Below are 14635 nucleotides of genomic sequence, written 5' to 3'. Positions count from 1 at the left end.
CGCGCATCGCGCCAGCCGTGTTCCAGGTGTTTCCGTGGACGTACTCGAACGCATCAAGACCCTTGTCGAAGGCAGCCCCATCGTGTTGTTCATGAAGGGCACGCCGCAGTTTCCCATGTGCGGGTTCTCCAGCCGCACGGCCCAGGCGCTGAAGACCGTCAATGCCGAGTACACCTCGGTCAACGTGCTGGAAGACCCGGAGATCCGCGCCAATCTGCCGCGCTATTCCAACTGGCCGACCTTCCCGCAGCTGTTCATCAACGGCGAGCTGATCGGCGGCTGCGACATCACCCTGGAGCTGTACGAATCCGGCGAACTTGAGCGCATCGTGCGCGAGACGCGGAAATCCTGATGGCGACCCTGCCGCCGGACTGGACGCCGGCTCCCGCCGCGCTCAAGGGCCGTACCGTTCTGATCACCGGCGCCACCGGCGGACTGGGCCGGGCCAGCGCCCTGGCCTGTGCCGAGGCCGGCGCGACGGTGATCCTGCTCGGCCGCAAGGTGTCGGCGCTGGAGAAGCTGTACGACGAGATCGAGGCCCTGGGCGGGCCGGCGCCGGCGATCTATCCGCTCAATCTCGAAGGCGCCACGCCGGCCGACTATGAGGAACTGGCTGCCACGGTCGAGCGCGAATTCGGCGGCCTGGACGGCCTGGTTCACGCTGCCGCCCATTTCGCCGGGCTGCAGCCGCTGCGCGAGTTCAAGCCCGAGGAATGGATGCGCGTGCTGCAGGTCAACCTCAACGGCCCCTTCCTGCTGACCCAGGCCCTGTTGCCGCTGCTGCAGCAGTCGGCCGATGCCAGTGTCGTATTCGTGCAGGACGATCCGGCGCGCGGCTCAAAATCGTTCTGGGGCGCCTATGGCGTGGCCAAGGCGGCGCTGGGCGCGCTGGCCGGAATACTGCACGACGAGACCGACAGTTCCAGCGTACGCATAACCACCCTGCTGCCGCCGCCGATGCGCACGGCCTTGCGCCGCATGGCCTACTTCGGCGAGAACACGCTGGAGCGGCCGGAGCCGGCCGAGTTCGCCGCGGCGATGGTTTATCTGCTGGGCGCCGAGGGCGCGGCAGCCCGCGGTCAAGTGCTGGACCTGCGCACGACACATTGATGCGGAACGGAAGCGGTGCAACGCGGCGCCGGCAGCGGCCGGTGTGGTTTCCAGACAAGATACCGGTTTGACGGTGTCACGGGAGAAGGCCGAAGCGGCAGGCGCCGGCCGGTCATCAGGTCGAAAGGGGAGTCGCGATGGACAGCCAGATGAGCACGGTGTCGGCCGGCATCCTGCTTTTCCTGATCATGGATCCGCTGGGCAACATCCCGGTGTTCCTCAGCCTGCTCAAGGGCGTGGCGCCGGAGCGCCGCCGCCGCGTGCTGCTGCGGGAGCTGCTGATCGCCCTGGTAGTGCTGTTCGCCTTCCTGCTCGGCGGCCAGTACATACTCAAGCTGCTGCAGCTCAAGCAGGAGTCGGTCAGCATCGCCGGCGGCATCATCCTGTTCCTGATCGGCGTGAAGATGGTGTTCCCGCCCAAGGAAGGCGGCATCTTCGGCGATACCAACGGCGGCGAGCCCTTCATCGTACCCATGGCCATTCCCGGCGTGGCCGGACCCTCGGCCATGGCTGCCCTGCTGCTGCTGACCAACACCCAGCCCGGCAAGCTGCCGCAGTGGGCGCTGGCCCTGTTCGCGGCCTGGTTCGCCACCGCGGTGATCCTGTGGTCGTCCACTTACCTCTACCGCCTGCTCGGCGAAAGTGTGCTGACCGCGCTGGAGCGGCTGATGGGCATGCTCCTGATTGCCCTGTCGGTGCAGATGCTGCTCGACGGCATCGGCAAATACCTGCGCGCGGTGCCCGCCTGAACCTTCGGTCGCGGGTCGAATAGAGGCTCGATTCAAACGCCTGTAACATCGCCCCCGGAGCATTGCCCGGTCCGTAGGGGAGAAGCGTCGTGATCAGCGTCGAACGCAGCCTGTATGCGAAATTTCCCTGGCTGGCCCAGGGGGCTGCGCGCCATCTGTCCAAGCCCATGGTCGGGTTGCTGCGCAAGGTCGTGTGCGAGAGCGAGATCAACGCCACGCTCGCCGCGCTGGAAGGCTATACCGGCTTCGAGTTCATCGAGCACGCGCTGGAGCGCTTCGACCTCAGCCACAGCGTGGCCAATACCGACCGCGAGAACATCCCGGTGGACGGTCCGGTGGTGATCGTGGCCAACCATCCGCTGGGCGCGCTGGACGCACTCAGCCTGCTGCAGCTGATCGGCAGCGTGCGCCGCGACGTGCGCATCCTGGCCAACGATGTGCTGATGCACCTCAAGCCGCTGCGTTCCCTGCTGCTGCCGGTGAACGTGTTCGGCGGCGACGAGACCGCACCCGGCGGCATGCGCGAGGCCTATCGCGCACTGGAAGAAGGGCAGGCCCTGATCGTATTCCCCTCCGGCGAAGTCTCGCGCATGCGCCCCAACGGCGTGCGCGACGGGCGCTGGTCGCCGGGCTTCCTGCGCCTGGCGCGCAAGACCCAGGCGCCGGTGCTGCCGGTGCATATCGCCGCGCACAATTCGCCGCTGTTCTACGGCGTGTCCATGCTGGCCAAGCCGCTGGCCGCGCTGCTGCTGGCGCGCGAGATGTTTGGCGCCAAGCACATGCGCATAGGCTTCACCATAGGCCAGATGATTCCGCCACAGGCGCTGGAACGCGAAGGCGCCACCCTGCTGCAGCTGGCCAAGGCCATGCGCCGGCATGTCTATCAGCTGGCCTCGCGCCGGCCCAATGTCTTCACCACTTCAACCGCGATCGCCCATCCCGAACCGCCGCAGGCGGTGCGCAAGGCGCTCAAGGAACGCGCCGAGGTGCTGGGCGCGACCACCGACGGCAAGCGCATCCTGCTGCTGGATGCGCGCCCGGACTGCCCGGTGATGCGCGAGATCGGCCGCCTGCGCGAGCTGGCCTTCCGCCGCGTCGGCGAAGGCACCGGCAATCGCCGCGACCTGGACCGCTTCGATGCGCACTACCGCCATATCGTGCTGTGGGACGAGGAATCGCTGAGTGTGGTCGGCGCCTATCGTTTGGGCGAAGCCGGCCGCATCCTGCGCGAGCAGGGCATGCAGGGCCTGTACTCGGCCAGCCTGTTCGACTACGCCCCGGCGGCGGCGGAATTCCTGCAGGACGCGGTCGAGCTGGGCCGCAGCTTCATCCAGCCGGCCTACTGGGGCTCGCGCAGCCTGGATTACCTCTGGCAGGGCATAGGCGCTTACCTGCGCAAGCGGCCGGAGGTGCGCTACCTGTTCGGGCCGGTCAGCCTCTCGGCCAGCCTGCCGTTGCCGGTGCGCGAGCTGATCGTGCACACCCACGGGCGCTTCTTCGCCGATCCGGAACAGCTCGCCACGGCGCGCAATCCGTTCCAGATCTCGCCGGCGGTCGCGCGCGAGGCCGACGCTGCGCTGGAAGGCAAGGACGCCAAGGCCGCGCTGTCCCTGCTCAAGCAGCAGCTGGCGGTGTCCGACCAGGCCATTCCCACCCTGTACCGCCAGTACGTGGACCTGTGCGAGCCCGACGGCGTGCGTTTCCTCGCCTTCGGCGTGGACCCGCAGTTCGGCGGCTGCGTCGACGGCCTGATCCGGCTGGACCTGACCCGCCTCAAGCCCGCCAAGCGCGCGCGATACCTCAGCGAATCCACTGCGTCAAGCGAATAAGTCCGTGAGGCTTTGCCAATCTGTCATCTATTGCTGTTAAACTGCCGTTAACGGATTCGCCAGCGCACGGACTCGCCGGGTCGGGATCCTGGGGAAGGTAAGAAAATCCAAGGTTGAGCGGCTGCCGCGCACGACGATGGGACCATCGCCGCGCGGTTTTCGTTTGGCCAATGACTGTAACAATTGCACGCAACCCAAGGGTGAAACGATGAACAAGCGACTCCGTGTCAGAGTCCTCCCGCTGATGCTCGCCTCGCTGCTGGCGTCCTCGCCGAGCTTTGCGCAGAACACGTCGGCGGCGATGTCCGGCCGCATCACCGACTCCGCCGGCAATCCCGTCGCCGGCGCGACTGTCGAAATCGTCCATGTTCCCTCGAATACGACCAAGACGGTCACGACCGACGCCGAAGGCCGGTTCGTGGCGCGCGGCCTGCGCGTCGGCGGTCCCTTCCTGGTCGATGCCGAGAAGAGCGGCCTGGCCAAGGCCGAACGCGGCGACGTGTACCTGAAGCTGGCCGAAGACACGACCGTCGATCTCACCCTGGGTGCCGACACCGCGCAGCTGGAAGCCGTCGAAGTCACCGCCACCGCGCTGTCGACCACCTTCCTGGCCGACAACAAGGGCCTGTCCACCAACGTCACCAACCAGCAGATCCAGGCTTTCCCGTCGATCTCGCGCTCGATCCAGGACTACGTCCGCATCGACCCGCGCATCGTGCAGACCGACAAGGAACGCGGCGAGATCTCCGCCGTCGGCCAGAACTCGCGCTACAACAACATCAAGATCGACGCGGTCTCGACCAACGACGAATACGGCCTGGAATCCACCGGCCTGCCGTCGCAGAGCGGCAGCCAGCCGATCTCGATTGATACGATCGAAGAATTCAACATTTCCACCGCCAACTACGACGTGACCAACTCGCGCGCCGTGGGCGCATCGATCAACGCCGTCACCAAGAGCGGTACCAACGAATTCAAGGGCTCGCTGTACTACACCTACCGCGACCCGGACATGATCGGCGAGAACGAAGCCGGCACCAAGTTCACCGGCTTCGGCAAGCAGACCACCAAGGGCTTCACCCTGGGCGGTCCCATCCTCAAGGACACGCTGTTCTTCTTCCTGAACTACGAAGAATTCGAGCGCACCAAGGTTGCGCCGGACGTCGGCGTGCGCGGTTCGGGCGCCACCAACGAAGCGGGCATCACCCAGGGCCAGATCGACGACATCGTGCGCATCGCGCGCGACAAGTGGGGCTTCAACGCCGGCTCGCTGAATCCCTCGGGCGACCTGAGCGACAAGAAGTATCTGGCCAAGTTCGACTGGAACATCAACGACTATCACCGCGCCAGCTTCCGCTACAACAAGACCGAATCCTCGGTGCCGGTGCTGGAGCGACTGACCGGCGGCCAGGTATCGCTGTCGTCCTGGTGGTATGACAAGCAGTATGACTTCGAGAACTACGCGCTGAACCTGTACAACGACTGGAGCGAGAACTTCTCCTCCGAAGCGTCGGTGTCCTGGAGCAACTACACCAACGAATCGCTGCGCAACTCCAACCTGCCGGCCATCGCGATCGCCGTCGCCGGCCTCGACGGCGCGGCCAACACCACCGTGTTCCTCGGTTCCGAGCGTTCGCGCCAGGCCAACTCGCTGGAAGTCAAGACCGCCAATGCGTTCTGGGCCGGCACCTGGTTTGTCGGCGACAACGAAGTGAAGTTCGGCTTCGACTACAAGAAGAACGACACCTTCAACCTGTTCCTGCAGGACTTCTACGGCAACTACGCTTTCGCCAGCATCGCCGACTTCGAGGCGGGCCGCTATTCGGCGCTGCCGTCCGGCTATACCGGCGGCCTGCTGTCGGGCCAGACCGGCTACCAGCTGAACTATCCGGTCGACGGCGACGCGAAGAATGCTGCCGCCGACTGGGCGCTGGAGCAGTGGGGCTTCTTCGCGCAGAACACCTGGCAGGTCACCAACAACCTGTCCTGGCAGATCGGCCTGCGTCTGGACCGCTTCTCAACCGATGACTTCCCGCTGTACAACGCCCGCGTCGAGCCGACGTTCAACTACCCGAACAACAGCACGGTCAACGGCCTGAAGACCTGGCAGCCGCGCACCAGCTTCAACTACACCTTCGACACCGAGCGCCCGACCCAGCTGCGCGGCGGCATCGGCCTGTTCCAGGGCGGCAACCCGGGCGTGTGGCTGTCCAACTCGTACAGCAACAACGGCCTGCTGTTCTCCACCTACCGCGCCAATACCGGTACGGACTTCTCGCCGGATCCGTTCAACCAGCCGCGTCCGGCCGGTGCGCCGGTGCTGCAGACCATCTCCCTGATCACGCCGAACTTCCACGCCCCGTCGGTCTGGAAGAGTTCGCTGGCGTTCGACCACGAGCTGCCGTGGATGGGCCTGGTCGCGTCGGCCGAATACATCTACCTCGACGTGCGTGACGGCGTGCAGTTCAACCATCTGAACCTGGGACCGTCCACCGGCGTGCTGCCGGACGGTCGTGCCGCGTACTGGAACAACATCAACGCCGGTACCGGTTCGCGTGCACGCAGCAACCGCAGCTTTGCCGACGTGGTGGTGATGCGCAACACCCACCAGGGCAAGGCCAGCAACCTGACCCTGTCGCTGGAGAAGCCGTTCTCCAACAACTGGGCCGGCCGCATCGGCTACTCCTACGGCAATTCGACCGAAACCAACGTCGGCTCGTCCTCGGTCGCCCTGTCGAACTGGAACTCGCTGGCCATCTACAACGCCAACGAAGACGTGGCCGCCACCGCCGCCTCGGAAATCCAGCAGCGCTTCAGCGCCGTGCTGTCCTGGCGCAAGGCGTTCTTCGGCGATTACAACACCATGGTGTCGGCGTTCTACGAAGGCCGCGCCGGCCGTCCGTACAGCTACACCTTCTCCAATGACGCCAACGGCGACGGCAACGCGGGGAACGACCTGTTCTACGTGCCGCTGGATGCCAACGACGTCATCATCGCGGATCCGACCCAGGCGGCGAACTTCTGGAACTACATCCAGAGCAACGAGTTCCTCAACGGCAACCGTGGCAAGGTGGTCAGCCGCAACAGCGCCCGCGGCAAGTGGATCAACCAGATCGACCTGCGTTTCTCGCAGGAAGTGCCGGGTATCTTCAAGGGCAACAAGGGTGAACTCTGGGTCGACATCCTGAACTTCACCAACATGCTCAACAAGAAGTGGGGTCACATCGAGGAAGCGCCGTTCAACTCCAACGGCGGCCAGCGCCTGGGCGTGGCGGAATTCGGCGGCGTGGACGCGGCCACCGGCAAGTACATCTACCGCTACCCGCGCGCGGCGCAGAGCTTCGTCACCAAGGACAACACTGGCGAATCCCGCTGGGCGGTCCAGGTCGGCCTGCGTTATTCGTTCTAAACCGCTTGCTTGTCCCGATTGACGGACGAAAAAAACCCCGGCAGAAATGCCGGGGTTTTTGTTTGGATCAGAGTTGCCAGGGCATGGGTGGGCGACCGCAAGTTTGCATGTATGGTTCTTGCGTGAAGTAATCGTACCCTTGGCTGTGCGCGTAGCCTTCGCTAAGTGTGTTGTCGGAATAGACGACGAAGATCCACTTGCTTCCGTACCAGCCGGCGAAGTTGGAGTCTCCGCTCAGCCAGCCGTGGACGATTTCCCAGTTCGCGTAGTTGTATCGGTCCTGCGACGAAGACCAGCAGGTGGCGTAATAGGGATTGTTGGACGTCTTGGGGACATGAATGTAGGTAATTTCGGGGTCTGGCGGGGTGACGCCGTCCCGAAGATCGGGTACGTTCGGCCATCCGCCGCTGCCACACTGCACATTGTAGGGGTTGATGTTGCAGCTGCATTCCGGAATGCCCGGATACCACTGGCAAAGTTCCGGCAGGCCGCTGGGCTGTGCCCATACGTTGCCGCCAATCGAAAAAGCCGCGATGGCCGCGATGGCTGCGAAGCGCACTGCAATGTTTCGCAATTTCATGCTAGGTCCCTCTGGGTGCGTGTTTCGTCATTGGCCCTTGGTTTGAGGGGGATCGACGCGGTTTGGCTTTTTAAGCCAACGATGCTGTGTCGATTAGCCCCGAGACGAATTGTGATTCCGATGGTGCTCAGAGGCTGAGACTGGCCGGAGCTGGCGGATCGGTAGCGCCAGGTGAGGTTTCGCCTGGCGGCCGGCAACTTGACCTCGGTCCATCCTTCCGGAATGCTAGTGATCCTGCTCTTTGCCTTTGGCGACGCGGGGCACGGCGCCCTGCAAAATCCGATGTCGGTGCTGCAACGGCTGTTGCCGCGCCGGCGTGCGCCACGTCGATCTGCGGGGCATTCCGCAGCATCTCACCCGATGGAATTTCATGAGCCCTGACAGCAAGTCCCCCTCCCGTCCAGCCACCGTCTCCGCACGCATCTCGCCTGCGGCCGGGCTGGATGTGCTCTCGCGCAACGAAGTCACCCGCCTGCGCGACGCTTCCCAGCGCGGCGTGCGCGCGTTGCTGCGCCGCTGCGCGCTGGCGGTGCTGACCCAGGGCGTGGAAACCGACGACGCCCGCGCGCTGCTGGACCGCTATCCGGATTTTGACATCCAGGTGCTGCAGCAGGACCGCGGCATCAAGATCGAGCTGACCCACGCACCGGCCCAGGCTTTCGTCGACGGCCGCATCATCCGTGGCGTCAACGAGCTGCTGTTTGCCGTGGTTCGCGACATTGTATACGTTGCAACGCAGATGGAGGCCGACGGCTTCGACCTGGAAGACTCCGCCGGCATCACCCACGCGGTATTCGAGATCCTGCGCAACGCGCGCGTGCTGCGCCCGCATAACGATCCCAACCTGGTGGTGTGCTGGGGCGGCCATTCGATTCCGCGCAACGAATACGAATACACCAAGCAGGTCGGCTATCAGCTTGGCCTGCGCGGCCTGGACATCGTCACGGGCTGCGGCCCGGGCGCAATGAAGGGCCCGATGAAGGGCGCGATCATCGGCCACGGCAAGCAGCGGCGCAAAAACAACCGCTACATCGGCATCACCGAGCCGGGCATCATCGCCGCTGAGTCGCCGAACCCGTCGGTCAACCACCTCATCATCATGCCGGACATCGAGAAGCGCCTGGAGGCCTTCGTCCGCGTCGGCCACGGCATCATCGTGTTCCCGGGCGGCGTGGGCACGGCGGAGGAAATCCTCTACATGCTCGGCATCCTGCTGCATCCCGACAATGCCGGCATCCCGTTCCCCTTCATCTTCACCGGTCCGCGCGAATCGGCCGCATATTTCGAGCAGATCGACCGTTTTCTGCGCCTGACCCTGGGCGACGAGGTGGCCAAGCGCTACCACATCGTGATCGAGGATCCGGCCGAAGTCGCCAAGCTCATGGTCAAGGGCATAGACAAAGTGCGCGACTACCGCCTCGACACCAAGGATGCGTTCTTCTTCAACTGGGCGCTGCGCATACCGCATGAGCTGCAGGTGCCGTTCAAGCCCACCCACGAGAACATGGCCGGCCTCAAGCTCAACCGCGACCAGCCGACCTACCGCCTCGCTGCCGATCTGCGCCGGGCTTTCTCCGGCATCGTCGCCGGCAACGTCAAGGAAGACGGCATCCGCGCGATCGAACAGTTCGGCCTGTTCGAGATTCACGGCGAGCCGGACATGATGCGCGCCCTGGACGCGCTGCTGCAGAGCTTCGTGGCCCAGCACCGCATGAAGCTGCCCGGCGGCAGCGCCTACAAACCGTGCTACCGCGTGATCGTGGATTGAGCCCGGCATTCCAATCGCGAATAAGCGCGAAAAAGGCTTGACGAGGCCCGGGCGTATCGGCAAAATCCCGCGCCTCAAACATTCCCCGATAGCTCAGTCGGTAGAGCAAGTGACTGTTAATCACTGGGTCGGCGGTTCGAGTCCGTCTCGGGGAGCCATATAAAACAACGGCCTGCAGAAATGCAGGCCGTTGTCTTTTGTCACTATCGCAAGCTGTGGTCACTACCGACCATGGCCGCGTGTCGTGTACTTATTTATTTTTCGCTATTGCAGCCCAGTGCGGCTCAATTCAATCTGGCGCCGGGCTCCGCGCTCTCCAGCCAAGCAAGCAACAATCTGGCTTCGGTATCGCCAGGGTGCCGCGCCAGGTGCTCACGGATGATCTGCGCCAGCTCCGCGCACGTCGCGCCGGCCGGGATAGCGGGAAATTCGATGGCGTCCATGGATGCATGCTATGCCCGGGCGACGGCCGCCGCTCAGAACGCCGCGCTATGTCGGGCGGCCTGCTGGTGCTGGTCAATAGGCATCGTCAGCCAGCGGCGTGCCGAACAGGGCCCGGTCACTTGCTGCGGTGTCAGCCACCCGGCGGGTGTAGACCTTCATCCCTGGGGGGCGCAAAAAGCCTTTGGCCTCGGCTGGCGCGCAGGCGAGCCACCGCAGCCGGTCTTCTGCGCGCACCACGATTGGGATGCTCGAACCGTCGTACGGGCTGTGGCTCACGCTGCAGCAGAACACGCCGAAGGTTGTCACCGGTCCGGCCCGGTCAACATGGACCACGCTATACAGGCCAGCGAACATAAGCGGGCTCGTTTCGGGCTGGCAGACCAGAACGCCGCCGGCGGCGGGGCCGACCCACCCCGAGGCTAAGACCAGGCAGCGCTGCGCCGGCTTCGACGCCGACCACAGATCCCCGGTGATGTTTGATTCCGGCGCAAGCAACGCATCGAGTGTTGCGTGCCGTTTGGCCAGCTGGCGTCGCTCGCCCGATGTCGCCCACTTCGGCACCAGCCCCCAGACCGCTGAGCACAGGTCCACCCCAACGGACGTGGGAATGACGATCCGGGCGCGGCCCAGCGGCTTCACGACACGCTTTACGGGAGGCTGCATGAACGCGCTCACGGCGTCCCAGAGCCGGATCTGTTTGCGGGGATCGGTGGCGACTGGCGGGTCTACCCAGTACGAAATCATGGCGGCGAGTACGTACAAATGTACGGGTCGCGGATCCTACACCCGGTGCCCGGCGCTCGCCAGCGGCGTATGCTGATTGCCACAAAGCTGAACGGATGAGTCCGGCATGTGCTACTCGGCGATGGTGTGGCAGAGCTACACGCGATACGTCTCGGCGTTCGGCGCGGAGCTGTCGATCAAGGACTTCGTCCGCATCTACATGCAGCGGGACTCCGGCCAGAAAATCGCCATCCCCCGCGCGATGGACGAGGCCTTCGCCCGCCCGCGCTCCGCAGAAGAATTCGAGATCTTGAGCTGCATCAATCGGTTTCGCACCCGGGCAGGGGAGGAAGCGGCGGCCGAGCTGGCGGAACAGACCGCGCGCCTGGCTGGCGCCCAGCAGCGACTGGCGCTGAAGGAAACAAAGAAGGACAGGAACGAGATCCGGATCGCCAGCAACAAGATCTCCAAGGCCCGGTTCGACCTGGAAGACCTTGCGCGGAGGGAGTCAATGCCCCGCGACAGCAGGATATTTCCGCAGTACTTCGCCCCCGTTTTGGTCTCCGATGGCGGCCGGCGCATCGTGCGCCCGATGCGCTATCTGCTCCGGCCGGCAGGCTTCCCGGCGTCGTTCGACCGCACAAACAGCGGCTCATTCAACGCGCGGCGTGACAACCTGCAGCGGTTTTGGCGGGGCCAGTTCTCGCACACGCATTGCGTCGTGGCAGCACAGAAATTCTACGAATGGGTCGAGCGCGCCGGCGCCGACGGCAGCATGCGCAAGGTCGAGATCGAGTTCGACCCGGAGGGCCTGGACACGATGTATGCCGCGGGCCTCTGGTCGCGCTGGCACGGGCCAGACGGCGAGATCCTGGACTCTTTCGCGCTCGTGACCGACGAGCCGCCGGCCGAGGTCCTCGCCGCCGGCCACGACCGCTGCATCGTCCCGCTGCGGCTGGAAAACATCGACGCTTGGCTCAACCCGACGCCGGGAGACTATGCGCCGCTGCAGGCTATCCTCGACGATAGGGAGCGCCCCTTTTACGAGCACAGGGAGGCAGCATGATGAACACGTGGCAGACCGAAATCGCGAACGCCGTGCAGCATCTCATCGGCCCGGACAACTGGGAACGCTACAGCGCCCTGGGTTACAGGGGCATGGCTGACGAGCCTGCGCTGGCCGAATGGCGCTCCCAGCTGCTGCAGGTCGGGGAAGACGACGAGATTGAGCGCGAGCCGACGCCGCAGGGCCTGGCCCGCTACCCGGAAACCGGCGGACGCTACCGCGACTACGCATGCACGTGCGCCGATACCTGCGCGAAAGTTTGCAAGGGCGCGTGTGGCTGCGCGGCCTGCAGGGAGGCATGGGTGGAGTGGGATGGTGCTGGCCGGACCGAGTACCCGTAGCCATCCCACTACACGTACTGCGTGATACCAGGCAGATCCGGCGCAGAGTCCACGATGCGGCCCGACTGCACAAACACGCCGGCGGCCGGCGCCCAGGTCTGGCCGGGCAGCGCCCGGGCCAGAATTGTTGCGCCGTCGGCCGTGGCCACGGCATAGCTGCCGTCGCCGTGGGAGATAAGGATGTTGCCCTTGATCAGCAGCGGATCCGGCAGCAGGCCAGCCAGGTTGGTCCAAAGTCTAGTCTTCATCGCTGATGTGCCGCTCCAGTTCCACGGTCTGATAGACGGTCAGCAGCCCGGTTGTGCTGTCGACGGACACGTCGATTGCGCAGGAGACGGCCAAGCCGCGCCAGGCACCGCCCTCCACGAACTCGACCAGGGCCAGCGGTTGCACCAAGCCCGGCTTGTCGGTCTCCGCCGCAGCGAATAGCGGCATGCGGGCGGACACCGAATGCACCACCCCTCGCCCGCCAAGCACGTTTCGGCCGCGCTCACGCGCTACGTCGTGCTGCGTGATCAGCGCATCCACCACCTGCTGCTCGCGGACGTCGCCAGCGCTTCCGGTGCGGATGACCGGATCGCTGACCCCCTGCTGTTTGCCGCTGACCAGGACGTAGTTGTACAGCGGCCGCGAACTGGTGCGCAGACTGTCGCTTACCACTACGTCGGCCGGAATGTATGCGTCCGGCGCGGCTCCAGCCCATTCCCACGGCGACACCGGGTAGCGCGGACGCACGCGCAGCACCAGGTCCCATGGATGGCTCAGCACGATTGCGCCAGCGGCCGCAGCGATCTCGCGCACAGCGCCGAGTGGGGTCTGCGCGTCGTAGCTCCACGTGCCGCCCGGGACCAGCCAGGACAGAATGCCCCAGTCAACGGAAAAGCCCGTCAAGTCTACTTCCTCGTCGGCGAGCTGCTGGGCCAGCCGATCCGCCGCCTGCAGCTTCCCGCGCGCGGGCGCGTACGGCGCATCGAGCAGGCCCGTCCGGCTTCGGCCGCTGACGCTCACGCGCGACGAGTTGAACTGGCGCTGGCGATCAGGTGTATCGACGATGGCGGTCCACACGTACCCGTTTACCGCAATTTCGATTTCGCGCGGGCCATCAGCGCCCGGCACCAGCAGCGACATTTGCGACGGGTCGGCCAGCTGCAGACTGAAGCGCCACACGGGATCCTCTACGCTGCTGCTGATAGATATTCCCGACACGGCAATTGCGGTGCGCTCGGGCAGGCGCACTACTCCCGCGGTATTGATCACGACATAGGTCCTCTGGCGCGGCCATGCGAGCGGGCACGCCGCGCGGCCGATCGGCACCGGCACCGCGTCGCCCGGAAACTCGACGGCGGGGCAGGCGAAATTGATGGCGACGGCGTCGCCGGCCGGCGGCCGGTACGCCCAGGCCGGCGGCTCCTCGGGCGGGACGACGCCAGGGCCGTGCACAACCCAGCGCACGGGCTGCGCATAGCGCCAGGGCAGATCCCAGTAGCGCGTTTTCACCGGGGCCGCGAGCCAGGGAACGACGACAGCCTGCCCCTGGCGCGGCGGCATACCCCAAGGCAGCCCTGCAGCAGCAGCGCCGCGGGGCGGCGTGCGCCACGGCAGCCCAGCGCCCACGCTCAGCGCCGGCGGCAGGGCCCAGGCCGCGCCCATGGCGGCCTGGCGCGTCGGAATCACGCTCCAGGGCAGCGCCAGCGGCGGCGACGGCAAGCGCCCTGCACGGCCCCAGGCTGCGCCGGCAGCGTGCCGGACGGCCGGGACTACCGCCCAGGGCAAGCGGCGGCAGACACAGGCCGCCGGCGCCTCGCTCCAGGTCGCGCACACGGCGCGCGCACGGCGCGGCGCGGCGGCGTTGACCAGGCGCAGGCCCCGGGCGCGCGCGGGCGCTTGGCCCCAGCGCAGTGCGGCCGCGCTGCCGGTGTACCGGACCGGCGCGGGGATCGGCGGCGCGGGGTCGGCGAGTGCCAGCGCGACAATGTCGCCGGGAGGGGCCGCGTAGACACCCTTCAGCTCGATGGCAACGGCGTCGCCGGCAGGGACTACATAGGGCATGGCCGGCAGCTGCTCAGGTGAAAGTGGCGGCGCAGGCAATATCCGCGGCGTGGCCAGTCGCGCCGGTCACGCGCAGGGTCCAGCTGTAGCTGCCCGCTGTCGTGCTGCCCGCGGCAACAAGCGCGCGGCTACTGATCGAGAACGTGATGCCGGGCGGCGCAGCACCGGCGGCGACGGAAACCGCGAGAGGATGCAGTCCTCCGGCCACAGCGATCGAGCCCGCGAGCGTGTTCGTCGGATCGTCTGCAGTCAGCGCGCCAGTCAGCGTGATCGCATACGGGACCGGCGTCACACGCGAAACGATCACGTCATTGTATACATTGCCGTAGTCGCGCCCTATCAAGTCGTACTGCTCGCCGGTGCGCAGTCCGCGGAAAAGATAGGTGCCGTCGCTGGCGGAGCGGGTCGCCGCGACCACGGCGCGCGAATCGCGGTGCCGCAACTCGACCTCGCGCGCAGCCGCTGCGCCGTTGACGGTGACGAGGCCAGGTGGAACGCCAGCGATGTAGCCGGGGCCGCTGAAATTGCCGTGCGCGGCCGCGAATGTCGTGAGTACGCGGGCCATAG

General features: G+C 65.8%; 14 protein-coding genes and 1 tRNA gene. 9 read left to right on the top strand and 6 right to left on the bottom strand.

Annotated features, from left to right (window positions below):
- Window positions 1-34: 34 nt before the first annotated feature.
- From grxD to NM961_RS10575, 5 genes are all read left to right on the top strand, one after another.
- Entirely contained in the window at window positions 35-352 is a 318-nt protein-coding gene (gene grxD / locus NM961_RS10595; RefSeq protein ID WP_255914232.1) for a Grx4 family monothiol glutaredoxin, read from the top strand.
- The gene (locus NM961_RS10590) at window positions 352-1110 is read left to right on the top strand and encodes an SDR family NAD(P)-dependent oxidoreductase (protein WP_255914231.1); all 759 of its coding nucleotides are present in this window, start codon (window positions 352-354) and stop codon (window positions 1108-1110) included. The genes grxD and NM961_RS10590 overlap by 1 nt, the downstream gene beginning before the upstream one ends.
- 137 nt (window positions 1111-1247) lie before the next feature.
- The gene (locus NM961_RS10585; RefSeq protein WP_255914230.1) at window positions 1248-1859 is read left to right on the top strand and encodes a YhgN family NAAT transporter; all 612 of its coding nucleotides are present in this window, start codon (window positions 1248-1250) and stop codon (window positions 1857-1859) included.
- 89 nt (window positions 1860-1948) lie between these two features.
- The gene (gene olsF / locus NM961_RS10580; RefSeq protein ID WP_255914228.1) at window positions 1949-3688 is read left to right on the top strand and encodes a bifunctional ornithine lipid synthase OlsF; all 1740 of its coding nucleotides are present in this window, start codon (window positions 1949-1951) and stop codon (window positions 3686-3688) included.
- Between the two features lie 208 nt (window positions 3689-3896).
- Window positions 3897-7097 (top strand): TonB-dependent receptor, encoded by a 3201-nt coding sequence (locus NM961_RS10575; protein ID WP_255914227.1) that lies wholly within the window; start codon window positions 3897-3899, stop codon window positions 7095-7097.
- Window positions 7098-7164: 67 nt separating this feature from the next.
- On the opposite strand, the gene NM961_RS10570 is transcribed toward NM961_RS10575, so the two are convergent.
- Window positions 7165-7677, bottom strand: coding sequence for a hypothetical protein (locus NM961_RS10570; protein WP_255914225.1), 513 nt, complete (start codon window positions 7675-7677; stop codon window positions 7165-7167).
- A gap of 370 nt (window positions 7678-8047) precedes the next feature.
- Between NM961_RS10570 and ppnN the strand changes: the two genes are divergently transcribed.
- Together ppnN and NM961_RS10560 are read left to right on the top strand one after the other, a co-directional pair.
- Window positions 8048-9445, top strand: coding sequence for a nucleotide 5'-monophosphate nucleosidase PpnN (ppnN, locus tag NM961_RS10565; protein ID WP_255914223.1), 1398 nt, complete (start codon window positions 8048-8050; stop codon window positions 9443-9445).
- Between the two features lie 82 nt (window positions 9446-9527).
- Window positions 9528-9603, top strand: a tRNA-Asn gene (locus NM961_RS10560).
- A 126-nt stretch (window positions 9604-9729) separates the two neighbouring features.
- On the opposite strand, the gene NM961_RS10555 is transcribed toward NM961_RS10560, so the two are convergent.
- A complete protein-coding gene (locus NM961_RS10555; protein WP_255914222.1) occupies window positions 9730-9888 on the bottom strand; it encodes a hypothetical protein in 159 nt (52 codons plus the stop codon).
- 73 nt (window positions 9889-9961) lie between these two features.
- Window positions 9962-10633, bottom strand: coding sequence for an SOS response-associated peptidase family protein (locus tag NM961_RS10550; protein ID WP_255914221.1), 672 nt, complete (start codon window positions 10631-10633; stop codon window positions 9962-9964).
- A gap of 106 nt (window positions 10634-10739) precedes the next feature.
- Between NM961_RS10550 and NM961_RS10545 the strand changes: the two genes are divergently transcribed.
- Window positions 10740-11678 carry an SOS response-associated peptidase family protein gene (locus NM961_RS10545; protein WP_255914220.1) on the top strand — a complete coding sequence of 313 codons (939 nt, stop codon included), beginning with the start codon at window positions 10740-10742 and terminating at the stop codon, window positions 11676-11678.
- Window positions 11675-12019 (top strand): hypothetical protein, encoded by a 345-nt coding sequence (locus NM961_RS10540; RefSeq protein ID WP_255914219.1) that lies wholly within the window; start codon window positions 11675-11677, stop codon window positions 12017-12019. The genes NM961_RS10545 and NM961_RS10540 overlap by 4 nt, the downstream gene beginning before the upstream one ends.
- A gap of 8 nt (window positions 12020-12027) precedes the next feature.
- Here the strand turns inward: NM961_RS10540 and NM961_RS10535 are convergent, their stop codons facing one another.
- The 3 genes from NM961_RS10535 to NM961_RS10525 are packed head-to-tail and all read right to left on the bottom strand — an operon-like array spanning window position 12028 to window position 14633.
- Window positions 12028-12267, bottom strand: coding sequence for a hypothetical protein (locus NM961_RS10535; RefSeq protein ID WP_255914217.1), 240 nt, complete (start codon window positions 12265-12267; stop codon window positions 12028-12030).
- Window positions 12257-14068, bottom strand: a complete 1812-nt coding sequence (locus NM961_RS10530; protein WP_255914216.1) for a hypothetical protein — start codon at window positions 14066-14068, stop codon at window positions 12257-12259. The genes NM961_RS10535 and NM961_RS10530 overlap by 11 nt, the downstream gene beginning before the upstream one ends.
- A gap of 13 nt (window positions 14069-14081) precedes the next feature.
- Window positions 14082-14633 (bottom strand): hypothetical protein, encoded by a 552-nt coding sequence (locus NM961_RS10525; RefSeq protein ID WP_255914214.1) that lies wholly within the window; start codon window positions 14631-14633, stop codon window positions 14082-14084.
- Between the last annotated feature and the right edge of the window lie 2 nt (window positions 14634-14635).

The sequence above is a fragment of the Tahibacter harae genome, from assembly GCF_024437735.1.
In the GTDB taxonomy this organism is placed as follows: Bacteria; Pseudomonadota; Gammaproteobacteria; order Xanthomonadales; family Rhodanobacteraceae; genus Tahibacter; species Tahibacter harae.
Note: the sequence above shows the minus strand (reverse complement) of the source record. Positions and strands in the feature narration are given on the sequence as shown.